General features: G+C 69.8%; 14 protein-coding genes. 8 read left to right on the forward strand and 6 right to left on the reverse strand.

What is annotated here, in order from left to right:
* Positions 1–10: 10 nt before the first annotated feature.
* The 3 genes from ID554_RS21195 to ID554_RS21205 are packed head-to-tail and all read right to left on the reverse strand — an operon-like array spanning position 11 to position 3,055.
* Positions 11–724, reverse strand: a complete 714-nt coding sequence (locus tag ID554_RS21195; RefSeq protein WP_117225908.1) for a response regulator transcription factor — start codon at positions 722–724, stop codon at positions 11–13.
* The gene (locus ID554_RS32500) at positions 697–1,887 is read right to left on the reverse strand and encodes a hypothetical protein (protein WP_117225907.1); all 1,191 of its coding nucleotides are present in this window, start codon (positions 1,885–1,887) and stop codon (positions 697–699) included. The genes ID554_RS21195 and ID554_RS32500 overlap by 28 nt, the downstream gene beginning before the upstream one ends.
* A complete protein-coding gene (locus ID554_RS21205; protein ID WP_117225906.1) occupies positions 1,877–3,055 on the reverse strand; it encodes a sensor histidine kinase in 1,179 nt (392 codons plus the stop codon). The genes ID554_RS32500 and ID554_RS21205 overlap by 11 nt, the downstream gene beginning before the upstream one ends.
* Before the next feature lie 156 nt (positions 3,056–3,211).
* On the opposite strand from ID554_RS21205, the gene ID554_RS21210 reads away from it, so the two are divergent.
* Entirely contained in the window at positions 3,212–4,795 is a 1,584-nt protein-coding gene (locus ID554_RS21210; protein ID WP_117225905.1) for a PQQ-dependent sugar dehydrogenase, read from the forward strand.
* A 265-nt stretch (positions 4,796–5,060) separates the two neighbouring features.
* The gene (locus ID554_RS21215) at positions 5,061–5,543 is read left to right on the forward strand and encodes a MerR family transcriptional regulator (protein WP_223884170.1); all 483 of its coding nucleotides are present in this window, start codon (positions 5,061–5,063) and stop codon (positions 5,541–5,543) included.
* Between the two features lie 25 nt (positions 5,544–5,568).
* Here ID554_RS21215 and ID554_RS21220 read toward each other — a convergent pair whose 3' ends face one another.
* Both ID554_RS21220 and ID554_RS21225 read right to left on the reverse strand, forming a co-directional pair.
* Positions 5,569–7,149: a (2,3-dihydroxybenzoyl)adenylate synthase gene (locus ID554_RS21220; RefSeq protein WP_223884171.1), complete on the reverse strand. Its 1,581-nt coding sequence runs from the start codon at positions 7,147–7,149 to the stop codon at positions 5,569–5,571.
* 82 nt (positions 7,150–7,231) lie between these two features.
* A complete protein-coding gene (locus tag ID554_RS21225) occupies positions 7,232–7,477 on the reverse strand; it encodes an acyl carrier protein (RefSeq protein ID WP_117225902.1) in 246 nt (81 codons plus the stop codon).
* Positions 7,478–7,581: 104 nt separating this feature from the next.
* On the opposite strand from ID554_RS21225, the gene ID554_RS21230 reads away from it, so the two are divergent.
* The 6 genes from ID554_RS21230 to ID554_RS21255 are packed head-to-tail and all read left to right on the forward strand — an operon-like array spanning position 7,582 to position 22,541.
* The gene (locus ID554_RS21230; protein WP_117225901.1) at positions 7,582–8,832 is read left to right on the forward strand and encodes a DegT/DnrJ/EryC1/StrS family aminotransferase; all 1,251 of its coding nucleotides are present in this window, start codon (positions 7,582–7,584) and stop codon (positions 8,830–8,832) included.
* Positions 8,833–10,020 (forward strand): FAD-dependent oxidoreductase, encoded by a 1,188-nt coding sequence (locus ID554_RS21235; RefSeq protein WP_117225900.1) that lies wholly within the window; start codon positions 8,833–8,835, stop codon positions 10,018–10,020. It abuts the gene before it with no gap.
* On the forward strand, positions 10,017–17,492 hold the full coding sequence (locus ID554_RS21240; protein ID WP_199489122.1) for a non-ribosomal peptide synthetase/type I polyketide synthase: 7,476 nt from the start codon (positions 10,017–10,019) through the stop codon (positions 17,490–17,492). The genes ID554_RS21235 and ID554_RS21240 overlap by 4 nt, the downstream gene beginning before the upstream one ends.
* Positions 17,489–20,638 (forward strand): non-ribosomal peptide synthetase, encoded by a 3,150-nt coding sequence (locus ID554_RS21245; protein ID WP_117225899.1) that lies wholly within the window; start codon positions 17,489–17,491, stop codon positions 20,636–20,638. Before ID554_RS21240 ends, ID554_RS21245 begins: the two co-directional genes overlap by 4 nt.
* Positions 20,635–21,816: an acyl-CoA dehydrogenase family protein gene (locus ID554_RS21250; RefSeq protein ID WP_117225898.1), complete on the forward strand. Its 1,182-nt coding sequence runs from the start codon at positions 20,635–20,637 to the stop codon at positions 21,814–21,816. Before ID554_RS21245 ends, ID554_RS21250 begins: the two co-directional genes overlap by 4 nt.
* Positions 21,813–22,541 (forward strand): thioesterase II family protein, encoded by a 729-nt coding sequence (locus ID554_RS21255; RefSeq protein WP_199489121.1) that lies wholly within the window; start codon positions 21,813–21,815, stop codon positions 22,539–22,541. The genes ID554_RS21250 and ID554_RS21255 overlap by 4 nt, the downstream gene beginning before the upstream one ends.
* On the opposite strand, the gene ID554_RS21260 is transcribed toward ID554_RS21255, so the two are convergent.
* A complete protein-coding gene (locus tag ID554_RS21260) occupies positions 22,448–22,945 on the reverse strand; it encodes a response regulator transcription factor (RefSeq protein ID WP_117226403.1) in 498 nt (165 codons plus the stop codon). The genes ID554_RS21255 and ID554_RS21260 overlap by 94 nt on opposite strands.
* Between the last annotated feature and the right edge of the window lie 2 nt (positions 22,946–22,947).

Here is a 22,947-nt window from a genome sequence, read left to right on the forward strand (position 1 = left end):
ATGACGCCCGTTAGGGGGTCGGCCATTCGGTCGACGCGTGCGACCGATAGATACCTATTTCCTCCGGCCGGACGAGTCCGTCCTCGATCGCACGGGCGAGCAGCGCCGCCTTGGTGGCCGCCGGACGTCCGGCCCGGGTGTACTTGATCCGCGCCCGGTCCACGTACTGCTTGACGGTGTGTTCGCTGATCCGCATCCGGCGGGCCACCGACGCCTTGGACATCGACTGGAACCACAACAGCAGCGCCTCGCGCTCCTTGTCGGAGAGCACCGGGCGGTCCGGACGGGGGTCACCGACCATCGCACCGGCCAGCGCCGGGGCCACGTACGGGCGGTCGCGCGCCGCGTCCAGCACGGTCGCCACGCAGTGCTCCCGCCCCTCGTGCTTGGCGAGGAACGCCACCGCACCGGCGTCCAGGGCAGCGAGCATGGTGCGCGGATCGGAGTGTTCGGAGTAGACCACCACCCGTCGACCGGCGGCACTGAGCTCGGCGAGCTTGTCCAGCACCAGCCGCCCGTGCAGGCGCAGGTCCAGCATGATCACGTCGGCTTCGGGCGCGGCGCGGAGCACCTCGTCGGGGTCGTCGCCGGTGGCCAGGACGGTCAGTCGCGGCTCGGTGGCGAGCCAGGCGCGGACCCCGTCGATAACCACCGGATGATCGTCCACGATGGCCACACCGACGGGGCGGTGTGGCGTCAACGGCGCCACCGCGTCTGCGTCCATCTGATCTCCCCGTCCCGTTCGTAGACCTGCTCGACCTGCGCGTCGCTCTCCTCCGGCGGCGGCCCGGTGGCCTCCGGGCCGCCCCGGTCCGGTGTGACCAGGCTGACCACCACCTCGTCGGGGCCGGCGACGACTGTCACCCGCGCCCACTCCTGTGCCTCCGCGAGGACGGCGATGAGGGGATCGGCCAGGCTACGGCGGACCTGCACCGGCAACGGTGGCGGTGCACCAATGGTGACCAGGTCGATGGGCAGACCGTTACGCTCCGCCAGGTCGGCCGCGGCACGGAGTTCGTGGAAAAGTGGGTGCGGCACGTCGTCGGACTCGGCGATCAGCCGACGCAACTGGCCGGCGGCCCGTACGCAGCGGCGCTGCACCTCCGGGTCGGCCGGGTCAGCCCGGCCCTGCGCCAGCTCGGCCAGCACCTCGCTGGCCGCCGCGCTGGCCAACGCCAGCCGCTCCCGCCGTTCGCGCCGGGCGTGTTCGGCGGCGTCCCGTTCGGCCACCATCGCGTTCGTGGTCGCGACGGTGGCGGCGCGCTCGCGGGAGAGCAGCGACAGGGCCACGGCACCGACGAAGACCGCCGCCGGCAGCGATGAGGTGCCGTACAGGGCCATCGTGGAGCGGGCCAGGTCCGCTGCGCCGGTCGCGCCGTACAGCGCCACGGCGGCCAGTGCGGTCGCCGCGTGCGCTACCAGCAGGGCGAGCAGCCAGCGCACCCGCCGGCCCCAGAGCACCACCACGAAGAACCAGGCGAGCGTGCCCCAGACCCAGTTGGCCGGACTGAAGAGGTGCTCCCGGCCCACCGCGGCGAAGACCGCCACGTCGACCGCCAGCAGCAGCCCGGCCAGCGGCGCCGCCGGCAGCGGGCGGTCGTGCAGCAGGCGTACCCCGGCGGCCATGCCGACCGCCGTCACCAGCAGCCAGCCACCGACCACCACCTGCGACGCCGCCAGCTCGGACCAGGCGGACAGCACCGCCGGCAGCCCGATCACCAGGTGCCAGACCAGCGCGATGGTCACCGCGACGATCCGGGCACCCCGGTCGGAGATGAGCGCCACCGCAGCCGCCGCCCGGCCCGCGTCGGCACCGTCGACCACTCCGGTGGTACGCGCCGCCGGTCGTACCACCGCCCCGGGTGCCGTTCCCGCCTCAGCCGACATCCGACCACTCCAACCGGATCCGGGTGCCGCGACCGGGGGCGGAGTCCACCTCGGCCCGCCCGCCGATGGTGGCCATCCGGCCGTGGATCGACTCGCGCAGGCCGTACCGGTGCGCCGGGACGGTGGTCGGGTCGAAGCCGGGACCGTCGTCGACCACCTCGACCGCGACCGTGCCGGTGATGCGCCGCAGTCGCACGGTGGTGGCGGCGCCCGGCGCGTGCCGGAGCACGTTGGACAGCGCGGCGTGGGTGCTCTCCGCGATCGCCTCGGCGACCGGCGCCGGTGCCGGGCACGGCGGCAGGTCGGCGTTGACCGGCAGGCCGGGCAGCCGGGCGAACACCGCCCGCAGCCGTTCGTCCACCCGGGCCGTGCCGTCCGCCGGCACCGACCGGGTGTCCGCCAGGGCGGCGAGGGTACGCAGGTCGGCCGTGCACCGGTCGCGCAGGGCTGGTGACGGGCCGGGTACGGCGCCCTGTCCCACCATGGTCAGCGTCGCCAGGACGGTGTCGTGCAGGTCGCGGTTCTGCTGCCGCTCGGACTCGCGGGCGGTACGGGCGACGAGCGCCTCCCGGGTGGCCTTCTGGCTCGTCACGAACTCGGCGTCGGCGCGGGCCATCCGGCGACGCATCACCGCGGTCATCATCGCCGTGCAGGCGATCTGCGCCAACAGCGTCGCGGAGTGGGCGCTGGCCTCGACGGGGTCCCCGGTCGCGTACGCGCCGGTCGCGTAGCTCGCGGTGACCAGCAGGCCGGCGGCGACGGACCAGCGTGCCGGTGCGGTCGCCTGTGCGTTGATGACCGTGGTGCTGGCCAGGACCGCGATCCAGCTAGCCTCGCCGGGCAGCACCTCCGGGGCGACCAGGACCGGCATCGCCAGGCAGGCGGCGGTGGTGAGGGCCACGTCCCCGGCGACCACGGCGGGACCGATGCCGTGCCGGAAGGCGCGCAGCGCGTACCAGACGGCCCAGGCGGTCAGCACCGCCACGGCCGGGACCAACAACTCCACCCGGACCGGCGGGGTACGGACGGAGAGCGCCACCACCGCGACGAAGAGGCCGCAGGAGAGCCGCAGCAGTGCCGGTAACCGGGTGAAGATCAGCGCGAACGCGCCGGTGGCGGGGCGCTCCACCGGAGCGGGTGGTGCGATCGAAACGGTGTGGGCCGACATCGGGGGAAAGCGTCCTTTGCGACAAACGACCCGATCCGGGTCCGCGCTGCGGAGATCGACGCCGGAGAATAGCATGTGGCAGCGACCTCGGTGACCGAGGGTGTTCGAAAATTCGCGTATGTTACATTGATAAACATCACTATATAGGGAGGTGGCATGAGAATCCGACTCACGGTCGGGGCCGTACTCACCGCCGGGCTGGTCGCCGGTGCCGTCGGTGTCGGTGGTCTCGCCGGTGCGGTCCCCACCGTCGAACGCCCGCCCGCGCTCACCGCCGGATCTGCCCCCGGGCTGCTCGCCGTCGGCGACTTCGACTTCACCCGCCCGGAAACGGTCGCCACCGGACTCCAGGTGCCGTGGGGCATGGACTTCCTGCCCGACGGCAGCGCCCTGGTCGCCCAACGCCCCACCGGCCAGGTGGTCCGGGTCCGTCCCGGCCAGCAGCCCCAGCCCGTCGTCACGATCTCCGGAGTGACCGCGACCAGCGAGGGTGGCCTGCTCGGTCTCGCCGTCTCGCCGACCTACGCGCAGGACGGCTGGATCTACGTCTACTTCACCACCGCGACCGACAACCGCATCTCCCGGTTCCGGCTCACCGCCGTGCAGGACCAGCAACCAATCCTCACCGGGCTGACCCGGGCCTCGATCCACAACGGAGGCCGGATCGCCTTCGGACCGGACGGGATGCTCTATGTCGGAGTCGGTGACGCCGGACAGACCGCCACGGCCCAGAACCCACAGAGCCGCAACGGCAAGATCCTGCGTGTCCGGCCGGACGGCAGCGTCCCGCCGGACAACCCGACCGCCGGCTCGCCGGTCTACAGCCTCGGCCACCGCCACGTGCAAGGTCTTGCCTGGGACGCCCAAGGCCGACTATATGCCAGCGAGTTCGGTCAGAACACCTGGGACGAGCTCAACCTGATCGTCGCGGGCGGCAACTACGGCTGGCCCACGGTCGAGGGCCGGGCCAACGACCCCCGGTTCCGCAATCCCCTGCTCGTCTGGACCCCGGCCGAGGCGTCACCCAGCGGCGTCACCATCGCCGGGAACCGGCTCTTCGTGGCCGGGCTGCGCGGCAACCGGCTGTGGAACGTGCCGCTGAACGGCTCCGGCGGCGTCGGCACCCCCACCGCCGAACTGCTCGGCGCCTACGGACGCCTGCGCACTGTCGAGTACGGCCCCGACGGCTGGCTCTGGGTCACCACCAGCAACCGCGACGGCCGGGGCACCCCGGCGTCCACCGACGACCGGGTGCTGCGCTTCCCGCCCCGCGACGGCACCACGCCTCCGCCGACGACGCCCCCGCCGACGACGCCTCCGCCGACGACGCCCCCGCCGACGACGCCTCCGCCGACGACGCCCCCGCCGACGACGCCCCCGCCGACGACGCCTCCGCCGACCACGCCCCCGCCGACCACCGGCCCGGCGGCCTGCACGGTGAGCTGGACGGCCAACCAGTGGAGCAACGGCTTCACCGCCGACGTGCGCGTCACCAACCGTGGGTCCGCCCTGACCAGTTGGACGCTGACCTGGTCCTTCCCCGGCAACCAGCAGGTCACCAACGCCTGGAACGCCCAGGTCACCCAATCCGGCCGGACCGTGACCGCGCGCAACGTGTCCTGGAACGGCAGCCTGCCGACCAACGGCACGGCCACCTTCGGCCTCCAGGCGACCTACTCCGGCGCCAACGACCATCCCTCCGACTTCCGCCTCAACGGCACGTCCTGCCGACTCGGCTGATCCCCGCCTCCGCGCAAGGGCAGCCCGCCATTCACGGCGGGCTGCCCTTGCCATGCTGCTGGTACGGGTGCACCGGCCAGTCGGCGTGGAGTCGTCCGATCGAGGATCGCGGCGGCGCTGACGTCCGGTCCGTTTCCTTACGCGCAGTCATGGGGATCGATCAACCATGCTCGCTCGTCGACTCCTGCAGAGTTGCGGGTTTAGTGATTCTAGGACTACTGTCCGTGTGGTATTAGGTGAGGCTTACCTAATTAGATATCGCGGAATGGCGGGTCTTGTGCGACGGGAGGAGCGGGGCATCTTGTTACACATCAGTGAACTCGCGCGCAGGGTGGGGGTGAAGCCGTCCGCCTTGAGGTACTACGAGCGGGAAGGTCTACTGACACCCGCAGGGCGGTCGAACGGCCGGCGAGTGTTCGATGAGGAAGGGCTGGCGCAACTCGCGGCGATTGACTTCTGGCGCGAAGCCGGTTTCTCGATCAAGGAGATGGCAGTGCTGCTCGCCGACATGAAGGTCTCCATGAGCGCGGTGAAGCGGATCGCCTCCGCGCGTATCGCTGAGCTTGATGGCACCATCAACCACGCCGAACGCGTCAAGGAACTGTTGTCCGAGGTCATGGCGTGTCACCATCGCCAGCTCAACGAGTGTCCGCACTACCAGAACATCCTGAAGGCGCGGATTGACAGCATCCTGCTCGACGACTATCGGGGGTTCGGTCCCCGGTGGCACGAGCGGTCGCCTGGCTGATGCCACGGGCATGGCACCGTCGTGCCTAGTTCACCGTCGCCGTGCTGCTCGGCCGGCCCGGCTTGTCGGCGACGGAGGCGCGCAGCGCCTTCTTGTCCACCTTGCCGATCCCCAGGTAGGGAAGTCGTGCCACGATCTCCACACGTTCTGGCAACTTGAACCGTGCCAGCCCGCGCTCCGCCAGGAAGCTGCGCATCTCCCTCAAACGTGGTGCGGGCACGCCCTCACGGCACACGACGTACAGGCACACGATCTCGCCGTAGCGTTCGTGCGGGACGCCGATGACTGTCACCTCAACCACATCGGGATGCTCGGCGGCCAGGGACTCCAGCTCCGCCGCCGGGATCTTCTCGCCACCGCGGTTGACCACGTCCCGGCACCGGCCCTCGACCACGAGCGAGCCGGACGGCTCATGCACTCGGACCAGGTCGCCTGTGCGGTAATAGCCGTCGACAGTGAAGCTGGAGGCGTTGGCCTCGTCGTCGGCGTAGTAGCCCGCCACGGTGTACGGCCCGCGAGTCAGCAACTCGCCAGTGCCGCCCGGCGGTACCGGGCGGCCGTCGGGGCCGACGACGAGGATCTCGTCGGCAGGCGAGGCCGGTCTGCCCTGGGTGTCGAACTTGACGTCGTCGCCGTCGTCCAACGCGGTGTAATTCAGCAGGCCCTCGCTCATCCCGTAGCACTGCTGCACCACCGCCCCGAGCGTCTGGGGAATCCGCTCGACCTGTGGCCGGCTCGGCCGTGCCCCACCTACCTGCAACACCTGCAGGCTGGACAGATCGTGCTCGGTGTCGGCGGCGGCCTCGACCCAGCGCTGGGCCAGGGCGGGCACCAACGCGCAGTGGGTGACCCGTTCGCGCTCGACCAGCGCGAAGGCGACGGCGGGCTCGGCCGAGTGCCCCAGCACCACCCGGCCACCAACACCGATCGTCCCCAGCACGCCGGGACAGCCGAGCACGAATCCGTGGGTGGCGGGCATCACCGCCAGATACACCGAGTCCTGATCGACGCCCGCGAGATCCGGTGTGATGCGTAACTGGTAATCGTAGGCTTGCTGAAGCCGGGGGATCACCTTCGGCGGCCCCGTGGTGCCGCTGGACAGCAGACACAGCGCCGGATCGTCGAGTTGGGCGGTATCCGTTACGGGAATGGATGATCCGAAACCGGGCGCGCAGAGCGCGACCAGGTCCACGATGGATTCATTGGTCGCATGGTCGGCGACGCCGGAGACCAGCAGGCTGCGTACCGACGGGTGCGTCGCACGCAGCCGCCGTGCCATCGCGAGATGATCGAAACGCGCGTGTGTGGCCGCGATGGCGATCCCCACCGGTCGGACGATCCGTACCAGATGCTCCAGCTCGTAGTCGCGCAGCGCAGTCGGCGTCAATACCGGTGGTGCCCCCAGTCGAGAGAGCGCCAGCGTCAGGACGACCAGTTCGAGGTCGTTGGGTAGCTGCACGATCACTGCGTCACCGCGACGGATGCCGAGGGCGGTCAGTCCTGCGGCGGCCGTGGCGACCGCCGCCGCCAGTTCGCCATGCGTCAGGCTCCGCCCGCCGGCGCTCAGCGCGAGGGCCTCCGGGCGGGTACGCGCCGCCGCCAGCACCGTCTGGTCGATCCGTGTGTCGCCCCACAGGCCACCGTCCCGGTAGCGCTTGGCACGTACGGCAGCGATCCTGGCCAGCGGCTCACGCACCGGACGCTCCCGATGTGCCGTCGGTACGCGTACGCTCGATCCGTTCGGCCAGCTCGGCCACCGTGAAGTCGTGCTTGTCCCACAGATCCACCACGACACCGAAGCGGGTCTGGAGTTCCTGCTCCAGCTCGACGGTGTCGACCGAGTCCAGTGCCAGGTGCGCGCGCAGCCTGCGATCTGCCGCGATCTCGCTGCCTTCGAGGCCCAGCGCCAGGAGGATGTCCCGCAGTTCGCCCATGTGCGAAGGCTAGCCACGGGCCCGCTCGCGCCGCAGTACATCCTTGGTGCTACACCGTCCGGCCACTACCTGGCCTCCGCCGGCCGTGACAAGACTGTGGAACCGTGGCTACCCCCCCGAGCTACCTTGTCCCCTATCCACAGCGCGGAAGCGTCCTCGCCGACGAGGAACTAGAGGCGATCACGGAGGTTCTGCGCTCCGACGTTCCGCTGTCCGGCGGCGTGTACCGGGAGGCGTTCGAGCAGAGGTTCCGCGAGATGATCGGCGCGCGTCACGCGTTGTCGGTGACCAGCGGTACGGTGGCGCTGTCCCTCGCGGTCGCTCTGCTGGGCCTGCGGCCGGGCGACGAACTGATCGTCACACCGCAGACGTACAAGGCCACGATCCAGCCGTTGCTGGACTATCCGGTGACCGTGCGCTTCTGCGACGTCGACCCGCTGACGCTCAACGCGGACCCGGCGAGCATCGAAGCCTTGGTGACCGAACGCACCAAGGCCATCCTGCTTGTGCACTACGGTGGCCTGCCCGCCGACATGGACCGGATCATGGACATCGCCAGACGGCACGGCATCCTCGTGGTGGAGGACTGCGCACACGCCCTGGGCAGCCGCTACCGTGACCGGCGGCCCGGAGCCCTGGCCGACATCGGCTGCTTCAGCTTCCACACCAGCAAGAACATCACCACGCTCGGCGAGGGCGGCATGGTGACAATGCACAACGCCGAGCACGGTGACGCGTGGGCCGTACGCCTGGACCGGATGCGTTCCAACGACTCCGACGCGGACTACGTGCCCGCCGGACTACGTATCGGCGATCGTCAGGACGCACCGCCCTGGATGTTGCACGCGGGCAACTCCTATACCCATGACTGCGTGGAACTGCGCAGCTCCGGCACCAACGCGACCCTGCCCGAGCCGAGCGCGGCGGTCGGCATCGTCCAATTGAACCGGCTGGACCGGCTGGTCAAGCGCCGCCGGGAGAACGCCGCGCGCATCACCGACGTGCTGCGCGCTTTCCCGTTCGTCGAGCCGGTCACCGAGTCCGGCGACGTGGTGAACGCCTACCACCTTTACACGTTCTTCCTAGACCCGGCCGTGGGGGTGACTCGCGACACCGTCGTGGAGCGCTTGGGCCAGCTCGGTGTGCAGTTGCAACTGCGGTACTTCCCGCTGCACCTGTTGCCGGAGTGGCGTGCCCGCGGGCATCGCTTCGGTGAGTGCCCCGCCGCCGAGGAGGTGTGGTTCCGGCGGCAGGTGAACGTGCCCTGTCAGCCGAGTCTGTCCGACCAGCAGGTCAATCACCTGCTGGAAGCGCTGCACACGGTGCTTACCGAGGTGGAAAGGACTGCGGGGTAGATGACCGGCTCTGAGGTGTTCGACATCATCGTCGTCGGCGGCGGTCCGGTGGGACTGTCCACCGGATGGCAGGCCGCAGCACAGGGCCAGCGCACATTGGTGCTGGACCGCCACGGCTTCTTCAACGAGCGCTGTGGTACCAGCGGGGCGGAGCGGCACTGGCGTCTGCAGTACACCCAGGAGGACCTGTTCCGACTGACGCTGGAGACCTTGCCCCGCTGGCGCCGGCTGGAAAGCCTTGCCGAGCGCACCCTGATCCACGAGATCGGCAGCCTGTGGTTCGGCGATGTCGACGTCGAGACCAACGAGGGGCAGATCGCCGAGACCATGCGGGTCATGGACCGGCTCGATGTGCGCTACGAGGCGTTGACGGCACGTGACATCGAGCGCCGCTTCGGGTTCGCCAACCTGCCCGCCCACTACGCCGGGTTCCTCCAGCCGGACGGCGGCACCCTCGACGTACGCGGCACGTTGGCTGCGGTGTACGGCCTCGCCCAGCAGGAGGGGTGCGTGTTACGTGGCGGGGAAAGGGTGCTGGGCCTGGAACCCGACGCGGACGGTGTCACTGTGCGCACCGACCGGAACGAGTACCGGTGCGCGAAGGTCGTGCTTGCCAACGGTGCTGAGGTGAACAGCCTGCTGGCCCCCCTCGGTTGCCGAATCGACATCAAGCTCTACGAGATGGCCCTGGTGACGCTGCGTTGCCGTGGACACGATGTCGACTTCCCGTTCTGGTTCGTCTTTCAGCAGCCGACCGAGGAGGACACGAACCTGTTCTACGGATTCGGCCGCAACCCGTGGTCTCCCAGCGAACTGGTACGGCTCGGCCCGGTGTTCGAGGTCGACCCGATCGACGACGCCGACCAGACCCGAGGGGTGCCCGACCCTCGTCACGTCGCCCGACTGTCGAACTGGGTGGGTGAGCACCTGCCCGCGCTGGACCCAGCGCCGGCGGGCGCCTCGACGTGCCTGGCGGTCCTCCCCGGTGACCCACGGCGGCAGTTCTACCTCGGTCTGGCCACCGGCCTGGTGCCGGACGGCCACAACATCGTGCTCTACAGCTCCGGCTGGGGTTTCAAGTTCGTCCCCCTTCTCGGTGAGGTCTGCGTCGATCTCGCGCTGACCGGGCAGACCCAGCACGACATCTCCCGACTCGCCCCGACTGTGCCCCAGGAGGCCGCGCAGTGACGCCCTGCGACCACACAGAGACCTCCGGCCAGGCCATCGCGGTTGTCGGCATGGCCTGCCGGTTCCCCGGGGCACCGGACGTGGACGCGTTCTGGCGCAACCTCCGCGACGGTGTCGAGTCGATCACCGAGTTGACCGACGAGGAACTGTCGGCTGAGGGGGTGCCCCGCGACCTGTACTCGCGAGACGACTACGTGCGCTCGGCGTCGGTGCTCGACGGCGTGGACCTGTTCGACGCGGCGTTCTTCAACATCCCGGGGCGCGAGGCGGCACTGCTGGATCCGCAACAGCGGCTGTTCCTGGAGACGTCGTGGCACGCCCTGGAGGACGCCGGTCGCGGACCGGGCACCGACTCCGACGTCGCGGTGTTCGCCGGGGCCAACATGCCTGCCTACCTGATGTCCAACCTGCTCGGCGGTCGGCCGATCGTGATGAGCCCCTCGGTGTTCGAGCTTCAGATCCACAATGACAAGGACTACCTGGCCAGCCGGACGTCGTTCCTGCTCGGCCTGACCGGGCCTGCGGTCAGTGTGCAGACCGCCTGCTCCAGCTCGCTGGTCGCCGTGCATCAGGCCGCACGGGCGCTACTGGCGGGGGAGTGCGGCACCGCGCTCGCCGGCGGTGTCTGCGTACGGGTGCCGCATCGGGTGGGTTACCTGTTCGAGGAGGGGCTGATCTATTCGCCGGACGGACACTGCCGTCCGTTCGACGCGGACGGGCGGGGCACTGTCTTCGGCAACGGTGTCGGTGTGGTGGTGCTGCGCAGGCTCGCGGATGCACTCGCCGACGGCGACCGAGTCCTCGCGGTGCTGCGCGCGTCGGCGGTCAACAACGACGGCTCGGACAAGGTCGGTTACACCGCGCCGAGCGTCGCCGGGCAGGAGCGGTTGGTGAGCGCCGCGCTCGCGGCGGGCGGTCTGGACGCGCGCACCATCACCGCGGTCGAGGCGCACGGCACCGCCACGGCAGTCGGCGACCCGATTGAGATCAAGGCGCTGAGCCGTGCGTTCGCGGCACACACCAGCGACACCGGGTTCTGCGCGGTCGGCTCCGTCAAAGGCAATATCGGGCATCTGGAATCGGCTGCGGGGGTGGCGAGCCTGATCAAGGCTGTCCTCCAGTTGGGGCACCGCAGCCTGGTGCCCACTCTGCACTTCCAGACACCTAACCCACGCATCGCGTTCGACGACTCGCCGTTCCGGGTCAGCACCAAGCTGAGTGACTGGGGAAACGGTACCCACCCGCGTCGTATCGGGATCAGCTCCTTTGGCATCGGTGGCACCAACGCCCATGTCATCCTCGAAGAGGCTCCTGCCGCGCCACCTGCCGCACTGCCCGAGCGGGTACCGCAGATCGTGGTGCTGTCCGCCCGATCACCGCGTGCGCTCGACCAGGCTGCCCAGGATCTCTCCGCCCGACTCGGCGCGGATCCGGACAGCATTACCCTGGCCGACGTCGCCGCCACCACCCAGCTCGGACGCGGCGCCCTGCCGTTCCGGCGGGCACTGGTGGCCCGCGACACCACCGAAGCCGCCGCGCTGCTCGCCGGGGCTGATCCCGCGCGTGTGGCAGGTGCGCTCGCTCCACCGGACCCACCCCGGCTGGTCTTCCTGTTCCCTGGACAGGGCACCCAGTACCCCGGAATGGGACAGGACCTCTACCGCGACGAGCGGCTGTTCCGCTCCGAGGTGGACACCTGCGCCGAGATTCTCGCCCCGATGCTCGGCGCCGACCTGCGCGAGGTGATGTACCCCGAGACCGAACTGGATCCGGATACGGCGGCCGATCGATTGGCCGACACCGCATTCGCCCAGCCCGCACTGTTTGTCACCGAGTACGCGTTGGCCCGTCAACTCGACGCGTGGGGCGTACGCCCGGATGCGATGGTCGGGCACAGCCTGGGCGAGTTCGTTGCCGCCTGCCTCGCCGGGGTGTTCGAGTTGCCCGACGTCCTGCGGCTGATCGCCATGCGGGGCGTGATGATGCGTGACCTGCCGTCCGGGGCGATGGCTTCGGTCGCCGCACCAGAGAAGCGTGTGCGGGAGCTACTCGCCAGCGCCGGTCTCGTATCGGTGTCGGTGGCGGCGGTGAACGGGCCCGGTCTGTGCGTGGTGTCGGGTCCGCATCCGGCGATCGCGGACGTGCGTGCGCTGCTGGACAGCGCCGAGATTCCCACGCGGATGCTGCACACCTCGCACGCCTTCCACTCGTCGATGATCGACCCGATCGTGCCCGCCTACACCGACCTGGTCCGCCAGACCGGCGCGGCACGTCGGGCCACGACACCGATCGCCTCCACGGTTACCGGCGCCTGGATGACCGACGCGCAGGCCACCGACCCCGAGTACTGGGGCACCCACATGCGACTGCCGGTCCGATTCGGTGACGCCGTGCGTACCGTCACCGGATCCGAGCGTACGGCGCTGCTGGAGATCGGGCCGGGTAACACCCTCGGCACCCTGTCCCGCCACTCGGTCGAGTCAGTGGCGTCCACCACGGTGTTGTCCACCCTACGTCGGGCTGACCAGAATGGCTCCGATCAGGACACTCTGCTCTCCTCGGTGGCCGGGCTGTGGCTGGCGGGCGTACCCGTTGACTGGGCACGGATGCAGGCGCCGCGCAGCAAAATCACTCTGCCGGGCTATCCGTTCCAGCGGAGGCGGTACTGGGTGGCCCCGAGCACGGTGAACGGCGCGGCCGGTGTCGAGTTGGTGGTGGACACCCCGGCCCCGAAGGACGCCGACACCGACACACAGAGCAGCCGGCCCGCGCACCTCCTCACCACCTACACCGCTCCCCGCGACGAGGTCGAGGGTGTCATCGCCGCGCTGTGGGAAGAATTCTTCGGCATTCAGCCGATCGGCGTGCATGACAACTTCTTCGAGCTGGGCGGCCATTCGCTGCTGGCCACTCAGGTGCTCAACCGGGTACGGGCCGAACTCGGCCGTCCGGTCACCCCCGCGCAGTTGCTGTCGCGGCCGACCATCGCCGCGCTCGCCGAACTACTCGCCGACCAGGCGACCGACAGCGGGGTACCGGAGGCGCTGCCGGTCGTGACTCCTGAACCCGACCGGCGTCACGAGCCGTTCCCACTGACGGAGATGCAGCAGGCGCAGTGGATCGGTCGACTCGGCAGCTTCGACATGGGTGGGGTGGCCCCGCACCTCTACCTGGAGTTCGATAGCGACGACCTGGAGCTCCACCGGCTTGAGCAGGCTTGGCGGCAGGTGGTGCGCAGGCACGAGATGCTGCGGATCGTCGTTCTCGCGGACGGCCGCCAGCGCGTCCTGGCCGACGTGCCGGCCTACCGCATCGAACTCCTGGATCTGCGCGGCGAGCAGCAGGAGAACGCCGACGAGCAGCTCACCGAGGTCTCCGACCGGATGGCCACCGAGGTGCGCCCGGCCGACACCTGGCCGCTGTGGGAGATCCGGGCGACCCGGCTGGCGAGTGGCACCCTGCGCGTACACATCAGCTTCGATCTGCTGTGCGCGGACGTGGCGAGCTTCTTCTACCAGGTGCTTCCTTCCTGGCGGGATTTCTACCACGATCCCGCGTTGCCCGGGCAACCGCCGGAGCTGTCCTTCCGCGACTACGTACTCGCCGAGGAGAACCTGCGTGGCAGTGCGCTCTACGAGCACTCGTTGGCCTACTGGCGCGAGCGGGTGCGGGCACTGCCACCAGCTCCCGAGCTGCCCACCGCGGTCGCTCCTGGCGAACTGGCACGGCCCACGTTCGTGCGCAGGCACGCGGTGCTCGACGCCGAGCTGTGGGCGGCGATCCGGGAGCAGGCCGGCGAGCACGGTGTGACCCCGTCCAGTGTGCTGGTCGCGGCGTACGCCGCCACCGTGGCCCGGTGGAGCAAGAGTCAACACTTCACGCTCAACTTCACCGCGGTCAACCGGCTGCCCGTCCACGAGGACGTGGACGGCATGGTTGGCGAGTTCGCCTCCTTTGAGCTGCTGGAGGTGGACGCCCGCTCCCCACGGACCTTCGCCGACCTGGTCGCTCAGGTGCAACGTCAGGCGTGGGAGGACTTCGAGCACCGGTACGTCAGTGGGGTGCGCATCCTGCGTGAGCTGAACCGGGCGCGGCAGGACACCACCGGTGCGGTCATGCCGGTCGTGTTCACCAGCGCCCTACCCACCGACCGGGACCCCACGCGGGCGGGCTCGCCGGTGGCGTGGCTCGGCACCCAGAACCGGTTCATCTCGCAGACCCCGCAGGTGACGATCGATCACTTCGTCCTGGAGTTCGACGGGGTGCTGGAACTGGCCTGGCATGCGGTCGACGAGCTGTTCCCGGACGGTCTGATGGCCGACATGTTCGCCGCCTATCAGGATCTGCTCGTCGGGCTGGCCAACGCCGACGGATGGGAACGGCCGCCGTCAGCCGACCTGCCCGCACACCAACTGTCCCGTCGCGAACAGGTCAACGCCACCGCCGGACCGCTGCCGGACGGGTTGATCGTGGAGCCGGTACTCGCCGCGGGAACGGACCCGGCTACCGCCGACCGCGTCGCCGTCGTCACCGACGAGCGTACGCTGAGCCACGCCGAACTGGGCGGCCGTGCGGTGGAGCTGGCCAGGACACTCGCCGCACGCGGCCTCGGCCCCGGATCCCTGGTCGGGATCGGCATCGCCAAGGGCTGGAGGCAGGTCGTCGCCGCAGTCGGTGTGAGCGCTGCGGGCTGCACCTATGTGCCGATCGATCCCGAACTGCCAACGAGCAGGCGGGCCTGGCTCATCGATCATGCGGGCGTAGACTGTGTGGTCATCGCTGACGAGGACGCCGGCGGCTGGCCGACGGCAACCGTGACGGTGGCCGACGGACCGGACTGGCGTGCCGTCGACATCGCCGCGTGGCAGTGCCCGGCGGATCGTGGGGACATCGCCTACATCATCTACACCTCCGGCTCGACCGGCACCCCCAAGGGCGTCGCGGTCACCCATACCGCCGCGAGGAACACGCTGGACGACGTTCGGGAGCGGTTCGGGATCACCTCGGCCGATCGGGTGCTCGGCCTGTCCTCGTTGAGCTTCGACCTCTCGGTCTTCGACGTCTTCGGAGTGCTCGGCGCGGGTGGTGCGCTGGTGCTGCCCACCCCCACCGCCCGACGCGACCCGGCCGTGTGGATCGAATTGGTGCGGGCACACGGGGTCACCGTCTGGAACACGGTGCCCGCGTTGCTGGAGATGCTGGTGACTCACGTGGAGGCCAGGCAGTCCGACACACCGCTTCCGCTGCGACTGGCGATGCTCAGTGGCGACTGGATCCCGGTCCGGCTGCCCGACCGCGTCCGCGCCCTCGTGCCGGACCTGGCAGTGGTCAGTCTGGGTGGTGCGACCGAGGCGGCCATATGGTCGATTCATTACCCGGTGCAGGACGTCCCCGCCTCATGGACGTCCATCCCGTACGGCCTGCCGATGCGAAACCAGACCTTCCACGTTCTCAACGAAAGGTGGGAGCCGACTCCGGTATGGACCGCCGGGCACCTGTACATCGGCGGTGCCGGGCTAGCCTCCGGTTACTGGAACGACGAGCGGCGCACCTCTGATTCGTTCGTCACCCATCCGGGCTCGGGGGAGCGGCTGTATCGCACCGGCGATCTCGGTCGATACCTTCCCGACGGGACCATCGAATTCCTCGGCCGGGAGGACTTCCAGGTCAAGATCGGTGGGTTCCGCGTGGAGTTGGGCGAGGTCGAGCATGCCATCGCCACGCATCCTGGCGTGTCGGCGGCGGTGGCGACCGCCATCGGCCCGCGTACCCAGCAGCGGCTGGTCGCCTACCTGGTGGCCGTGGAACCGGACGCGGAGCTGTCCGCCACCGAGCTGGTCGCGTCGGTGCGATCGCATCTGGTGGACACGTTGCCAGGCTATCTGATCCCCGCCGACATCCTCGTGCTGGACGCGCTTCCGCTCTCGGCAAACGGGAAGGTGGACCGGAGCGCACTGCCTGCCCCTGATCGCGTCGGGGCACCAGCGGGCGAGACCGTCGTGGAGGAACGGCTGCGGGCGACGGTGGAGCGGCTGACCGCGCTGGCGCAGACGGTGCTCGGCGTGCCAGCGGTCGACGCCGGTGACAACTTCTTCAGCCTGGGCGGTGACTCCATCATGGGTATCCAGTTGGTCAGTCAGGCCGCTGCGGTCGGGCTACCGCTCGCTCCACAGGACCTGTTCGAAAGCGACACGTTTCTCGACCTCGCCAGGCGGATCGTGGTGGTGGAAGACGAGGTGGTCGACACCAGCGTGGTCCCGCTCACCGCCCACCAGGCGTCCCTGTACGTCGCCGGAGCGGTCCGATGGGTCCAGGTCGCCGCCACGCCCGGCTTCGATCCCTCCGTCGCCGGCCTTGTGCTCGGCGAACTCGTCGCCCGGCACACCGCACTGCGCCTGCGTGCCGGAGGAGAAGGCGCCGAAGCCGGGCCGCCAGGGCTCCACGACGGCGGAGTCCTGCCTGATATCGCCGAAATCGACTTGGGCGGGCTGCCCGAAAGCGGTCGGGCGGCGGCCATCGCCGAGTTGGTCGACGAGATGTCCGACGAGTTGGACCTGGCTGTGGGCGAGGGCGTCAAGGTGGCTCACATCACCGTGGGTGATGGCGAGGGGCTGTTGGTGTGGCTGGGTGCGGCGGCTGCACTCGACGACGGGTCGCTGCGGCTGCTGCTCAGCGAGTTCGCCCACGCCTACCGACAGGTGGCCGCTGGCGGCTCGGTCGACTGGACCGACCGGCCCGCCTGCTTCCTGGACTGGGCGCGTGGACGGCACCGTCCGGCGCCAGCACTGGTCACACCGGGGCTGCCCAGCACTGCTGCCGCGCTGACCGGGGAGACCGTCACCACGCTCGACGCCGACACGGTCACTGCGCTACGCCAGTCCGCGTTCGCCGCCTACCATGTCGACTTCGCCGAGACGGTAGCCGCTGCCCTGGTCGTGGCCATGCGTTCGGTGTCAGACGACACCCCGGTCCTGGTGGAACGGGCACTGCGGGAGCCCGCCGTGGTGGGCACGGCCGGACGGTTCACCGACCTGGTCGTGTTGACCGCGGCGCAGGGCGTGGGACCGGCGCAGGTGCTGTCCTCGGTCAAGCGGGAGCACCGTGCTCCAGCGGTGGAGGATCCGCCTGCGGCGCCGCTGTTGCTTCGCGAGGTCATCGACGTCGACTGGCCGGAAGGTGACGGGACGTTCACCCTCGCCGGCTTCACCGGCCCGGACGGCACCCGCGTACCGGGGGACGCGGTGGCCGAGGTGAGCACCGCCCTGGTGGACGGCGCACTTCGGGTGCGCTGGCGCGGTACCGCCACGCGGATCGCCGCGGTGTTCCCGGCAGCGGTCGAGGCCGTCATCGAGCAGTGTCGTACGAGCGCCGAGGGCTCATACACCCCGTCCGACTTTCCCCTTGCCGGGCTCGACGCCGACGAGCTCAGCGCATTCCTCAGCACGCTGCACGACGAGAGGCAGGCGACGTGAGCGCCCATCGGGCCACCAAGGGCATCGAGGATGTCTACGAACTGACCCCCATCCAGCAAGGTCTGCTGTTCGAGCAGCTCAAGCGACCAGAAGCCGGCGTCTACATCGAACAGCTCGTGCTGACCTTCGCCGGCACCCTGGATACCGATGCGTTCGGCTGGGCGTGGCAGCGGGTCGTCGACCGGCATCCGGTCCTGCGGACCTCCTTCCACTGGCGTGCCGAGGGTCAGCCGCTTCAGGTCGTGCACTCCGCAGCCGAACTGCCCGTCGAGGTCCTGGACTGGCGTGAAGTCCCGCTCGCCGAGCAGCAGGCACGCCTGCAAACCTGGTTGGACCGCGAGCGGGTCGAGGGGTTCGACCTGGCCAAGGCTCCGTTGATGCAGATCTCCGTGGTGCACAGCGAGCCGGAGACCTGGTGGTGCGTCTGGCGCCTGTCCCACCTTCTGATGGATGGCTGGTCGTTCGCCATCGCCATCACCGACTTCGTCGCCGCCTACCGGTCGCGGCGCCTGGGTGGGGAGCCAGTGTGGGGTCCGATGCGCCCCTACCGGGACTACGCGGCCTGGTGGCGCGCGCGGGACGGCGGGGACAGCGTGGAGTTCTGGCGGGCCGAGCTGGCGGGGTACCAGCCGCCGGAGCCGCTGTTCATCGATGGCACCCCACCAGGGCCGGGTGAGCCGAGCCACGGATTCGTGGAACTGAGCCTGGCTGACATCGAACCCGGCTTGGTCGAGCTGGGTCGGGCTCACCAGCTCACCATGAACACCGTCGTGCAGGGCGCCTGGTTGATTGTGCTCGCCCACCACTACGGCACCACCGACGTGGCGTGCGGCTTCACCATGGCACACCGGCCTGCATCGTTGCACGGCGGCGAGACCATTCTCGGCCCGCTGATCGCCACCATGCCAGTGCGGGAGAGACTGGAGATGACTCGGGCGGCGGTGTCCTGGCTGCGGGGCCTCCAGGTGCACATCGCCGCCGTCCGCGACCACACGACGCTACCGCTGTTCGAGGTGCAGCGCCTGCTCGGCCTCCCGCTGGATGTGCCGCTGCTGGAAAGCAGCGTGTCGTACGAGAACACGCCGATGCCGGACTTCGCCTTGCAGGAGACCGGTATGAAGTTCACCGATCTGAGCTACGACGGCCGCCCGCACTACCCGATCACGATGGTGATCATGCCTGGCGACGGCATGCCGCTCCGAGTGATCTACGACCGTGGCCGGTTCTCCGCCGAGGCCGCACAGCGGTTCTGCGACCAGGTGAGAACCGTGCTGGCGACCCTGGTGCGGCGGCCCGACCTGACCCTGGGTGAACTGTCCCCCGCGGCGGCGGTCGTCGAGCCGGTCAGCGGCGGCACCGGCCTGGCGCTGGACACGCGACCGCTGCACGAGACCCTCGCCGAGCACGCCCGCCGGAACCCGGACGCCGAGGCCGTCGTCTTCGGCGAACACCGTCGTACCTACCGCCAGCTCGACGCGTACGGTGATGCCGTCGCTCACCGGTTGAGTGCCGCCGGGGTGCGTCCCGGTGACCGGGTCGGCCTCCTCGCGGAGCGTTCGGATCTGCTGGTGGCCGCCGTGGTCGGGGTGTTCAAGGCCGGAGCGGCCTATGTACCTCTCGATCCCGGCCTGCCCGGCGCGCGGCTGGCCGAGATGGTCGCAGACGCGGGGGTACGCGTCGTCGTCGCCACCACTGACCTCGCCGAGCGGGTACCTGCCGGCGTGACCACCCTCGTGCTGGGCGACGATTGGCAGGCGGAGACAGAGGGCGAGCGGCTGCCCGCCGTGTCCGCCGAGGATCCGGCCTATCTGATCTTCACCTCCGGATCGACCGGCCGGCCCAAGGGCGTCGTCGTCTCGCACCTGAACGTGCAGAGTCTCCTGTCGGCTGGACGTGAGTTGTTCGGTTTCGCCGACAGCGACGTGTGGACCATGAGTCACTCCTTCGCCTTCGACTACTCGGTGTGGGAGATGTGGGGGGCGCTGGCCAACGGCGCCACGCTGGTTGTCGTACCTCGACAGACCGTGTGGTCGCCCGAGGACTACCACCGACTGGTGATCACCGAGCAGGTCACCGTGTCCAGCCAGACGCCCACGCTGTTCGAGCACTTCGCCGCCGTCGACGCGGCCGAAGCCGGGCTGGACGACGAGGCGACGTCGGCACTGCGGTGTGTCTTCATCGGTGGCGACCGGCTGCACACCTCCGCGCTGCGCGGCTGGATCGAGCGCCACGGCGACGAACGTCCCCGCATCTACAACCTGTACGGCGTCACCGAGGCCACAGTGGTGTCCACCTTCCACCGTGTCACCGCCGACACCGTACGCGACGACACGCCGGCACCTATCGGCGTGGCCCTGCCCAACCAGCGGGCCTACCTGCTCGACGAACGAGACCGTCCGGTCCCGCAGGGCGCGCGTGGTGAACTGTGCGTGGCGGGCGACGCCGTGGCTCTGGGATACCACGACCGGCCGGAGCTCACGGGAGCCCGATTCGGTGCCGAGCCGGTGCCGCCCGGCGCGCGTATGTACCGGACCGGCGACCTCGCCCGGGTTCTGCCCGACGGAACGTTGTGCTACTCCGGTCGTGCCGACACCCAGGTCAAGATCCGTGGCTACCGGGTGGAACTCGGCGAGGTGGAGTCTGCGTTGCGGGCACACCCGGCCGTGCGTGCGGCGGTCGCCACCACCCGGAGGACGCAGGCCGGCGCCGTCGACCTGGTGGCCTACGTGACTCCGGTGGACTTCGACGACGTGCCCGCCTCCGCGTTGCTTCGCGAGTTCGTCGCACGCGTCCTGCCCGAGCACATGGTGCCGGTGGCGGTCGGTTGGCTGGACGAACTACCCACCACGGTCGGCGGCAAGATCGATTTGAGGTCGCTACCCGATCTCGCTGCCGCCCGGGGCGAGCTGGTCGAGCCCGCCACCGAGACCGAGCGTGACCTTGCCGTGTTGGTGACCGGACTGCTGGGTGTCGATGCGATCGGTATGCGTGATCGTTTCGCTGATCTGGGACTGCACTCGGCGCACCTCATGCGGCTGATGAGCGTACTTCGTACCCGGTGGGGCGTGTCCGTCCCGCTGCACGAGCTCTATGTCACACCGACTGTGGAAGCGCTCGCGAGCCTGGTCGAGAGGGTGCGCCGATGACGCTCACCGACCCCGGCCAGACCAGTGCCGAGCTGCGGACGGACAGCAACGGCCCGGCCGACGAACAGTGGCGCCGCCGGATCCGAGCCTTCGCGACACGGGAGGTCGCGCCACTCTCCGCCGAGATGGACCGGGATGCCGACCTCCACCCCGAACTGCGCGGAAAGCTCTTCACCGAGGGACTGATGGCGATCGAGGCTCCTACCCGTTACGGCGGCGGTGGCGGGTCGCTCATGCAGGTGGTGCTGGCCATCGAGGAGATCGCTCGGGTCGATCCCGGCGTCGCCGTCGCGGTCGACGTGCAGAACGCGTTGATCGTGGCGACCCTGCTGAGACAGGGCACCGGCGACCAGAAGCGCAGACACCTGCCGCTGCTCGCCACCCGACACGTCGGCGCGTTCGCGCTGTCGGAGGAACAGGCGGGCAGCGACGCGCTGGCCCTTGCGACCACGGCGACGCCCGTTCGAGGCGGCTTCCGGCTCAACGGTCGCAAGCGGTGGACGAGCAACGCGCGGCAAGCTGACCTGTTCCTGGTCTTCGCCCGAGCCGAAGGACACGGCACCTCTGCCTTCCTGGTCGAGCGCAGCACCGCCGGGGTGGCAGTCGAGCCACGCGCCGAGCAGTTGGGGGTACGTGCCGCGGCCACCGCCGATCTGGTGCTCACCGATGTCCCTGTGCGGGCCGGTGCCTGCCTCGGCGGACTCGGGCGCGGCGACGGGGTGGCCATCGCCGCACTGGACATCGGCCGTGTCGGTATCGCGGCGCAGTTGGTCGGACTGGCACAGGGCGCCCTGGACGAGGCGGTCGCCTACAGCAGACAGCGTGAGCAGTTCGGGCAGCGCATCAGCAGTTTCCAGGGTGTGCAGTTCGTGCTGGCGGAGACCGCCACCGAGATCGCCGCCGCGCGGGCGCTGCTCTACGAGGTGACCAGGGCGGTGGCCGGCGACACCGATGTCGCCGAGCGGCTGCGACTGTCGGCCATGGCGAAACTCTTCGCCTCCCAGGTCGCCGAGCGGGCCGCCTCCCGCGCGGTGGAGGTGCTGGGCGGTAACGGCTACACCCGGGAATACCCGGTCGAGCGGTTCTATCGCGATGCCAAGGCGGGTCGCATCTATGAGGGAACGTCGAACATCCTGCTCCGTGCGATCGCGGGCTCGCTCCCGCAGGAGCGGCCGTGAGGGGGAGCAGTCATGACGTCCGGCTGTACTGCCTGGCCCATGCCTGCGGTGACGCGCGGATGTACGCGCCGTGGTCCGCGCTGTTGCCGGAGCACGTCGAGGTGCGCCCGGTGCAGTTGCCCGGCCGTGGTGACCGGGTGCGGGATCGCCCCCGCCGGACCTTGCCGGAGGTGTTGGACGTGGTGTTGGACGCCGTGGACACCCGCGAGCCCTACGCGCTGTTCGGGCACAGTCTCGGTGCGTTGCTGGCGTTCGAGGTCGCCGACCGGTTGCGGGAGCGCCCGCCGGTGCGGCTGTTCGTCTCCGGCCATCGTGCACCGCATCTGCCCGACCGCGAGCGGCCGATCCGCCACCTGCCGGACGAGGAGTTCGTCGCCGGACTCGCCGGCCTCGGTGGGATACCCGAGGTCGTGCTGGAGCATCCGGAGTTCCTGCGGATGCTCCTGCCCGCGATGCGTGCCGACCTCACCGTGGCCGAGACCTATCGCTACCGGGACCGGCCGGTACTGGACTGCCCGATCTCGGTCTTCGGCGGCAGTGACGACCCGACCGTGATTCACGACGACCTGATTCCCTGGATCCGGCACACCACCGACGTCTGCCGGATCACCCTGTTTCCTGGGAATCACTTCTACCTGACCGCCGACCCTCGGCCGGTTCTGTCTGCGGTGGCCGACGGGCTGGCCGGGGAGTCGCGCTCCATGGGTGGATTCCCGGCCAGGTAGGGGCGGTCGGCGCGCGGACGCGTCGGCACCATCGTCGAGCGCATGGCTATGACCACCGCCTCGGTGCGGTCGGCCGCGCCGAGCTTGCGGTAGATCATGTGCAGGTGAGCCTTCACGGTCTGCTCGGTGATGTGCAGCGTCCGGCTGATCCGGCGGTTCGTCACGCCCTGCATCAGCAGTTCGAGCACCTGCTGCTGGCGGCGGGTGAGCTGAACGCTCTGGCGAGCGGGAAGTGCCGCTGCGGGTGCGGGTTCGCGCACCGGCAGCGGCTCTGGACAGGCCGAGGCCAGCCTGTCACGGGCGTCGCGGGCCAACTCACCGATCATCTGAAAGTGAGCCAGCACCTCATCGAGGCTCTTCATGGCGGCGACGAGGCCCTCGTCCTGGTGGGTCGGGTGAGACATGT

Source organism: Micromonospora craniellae (genome assembly GCF_014764405.1).
GTDB classification, from domain to species: Bacteria; Actinomycetota; Actinomycetes; order Mycobacteriales; family Micromonosporaceae; genus Micromonospora; species Micromonospora craniellae.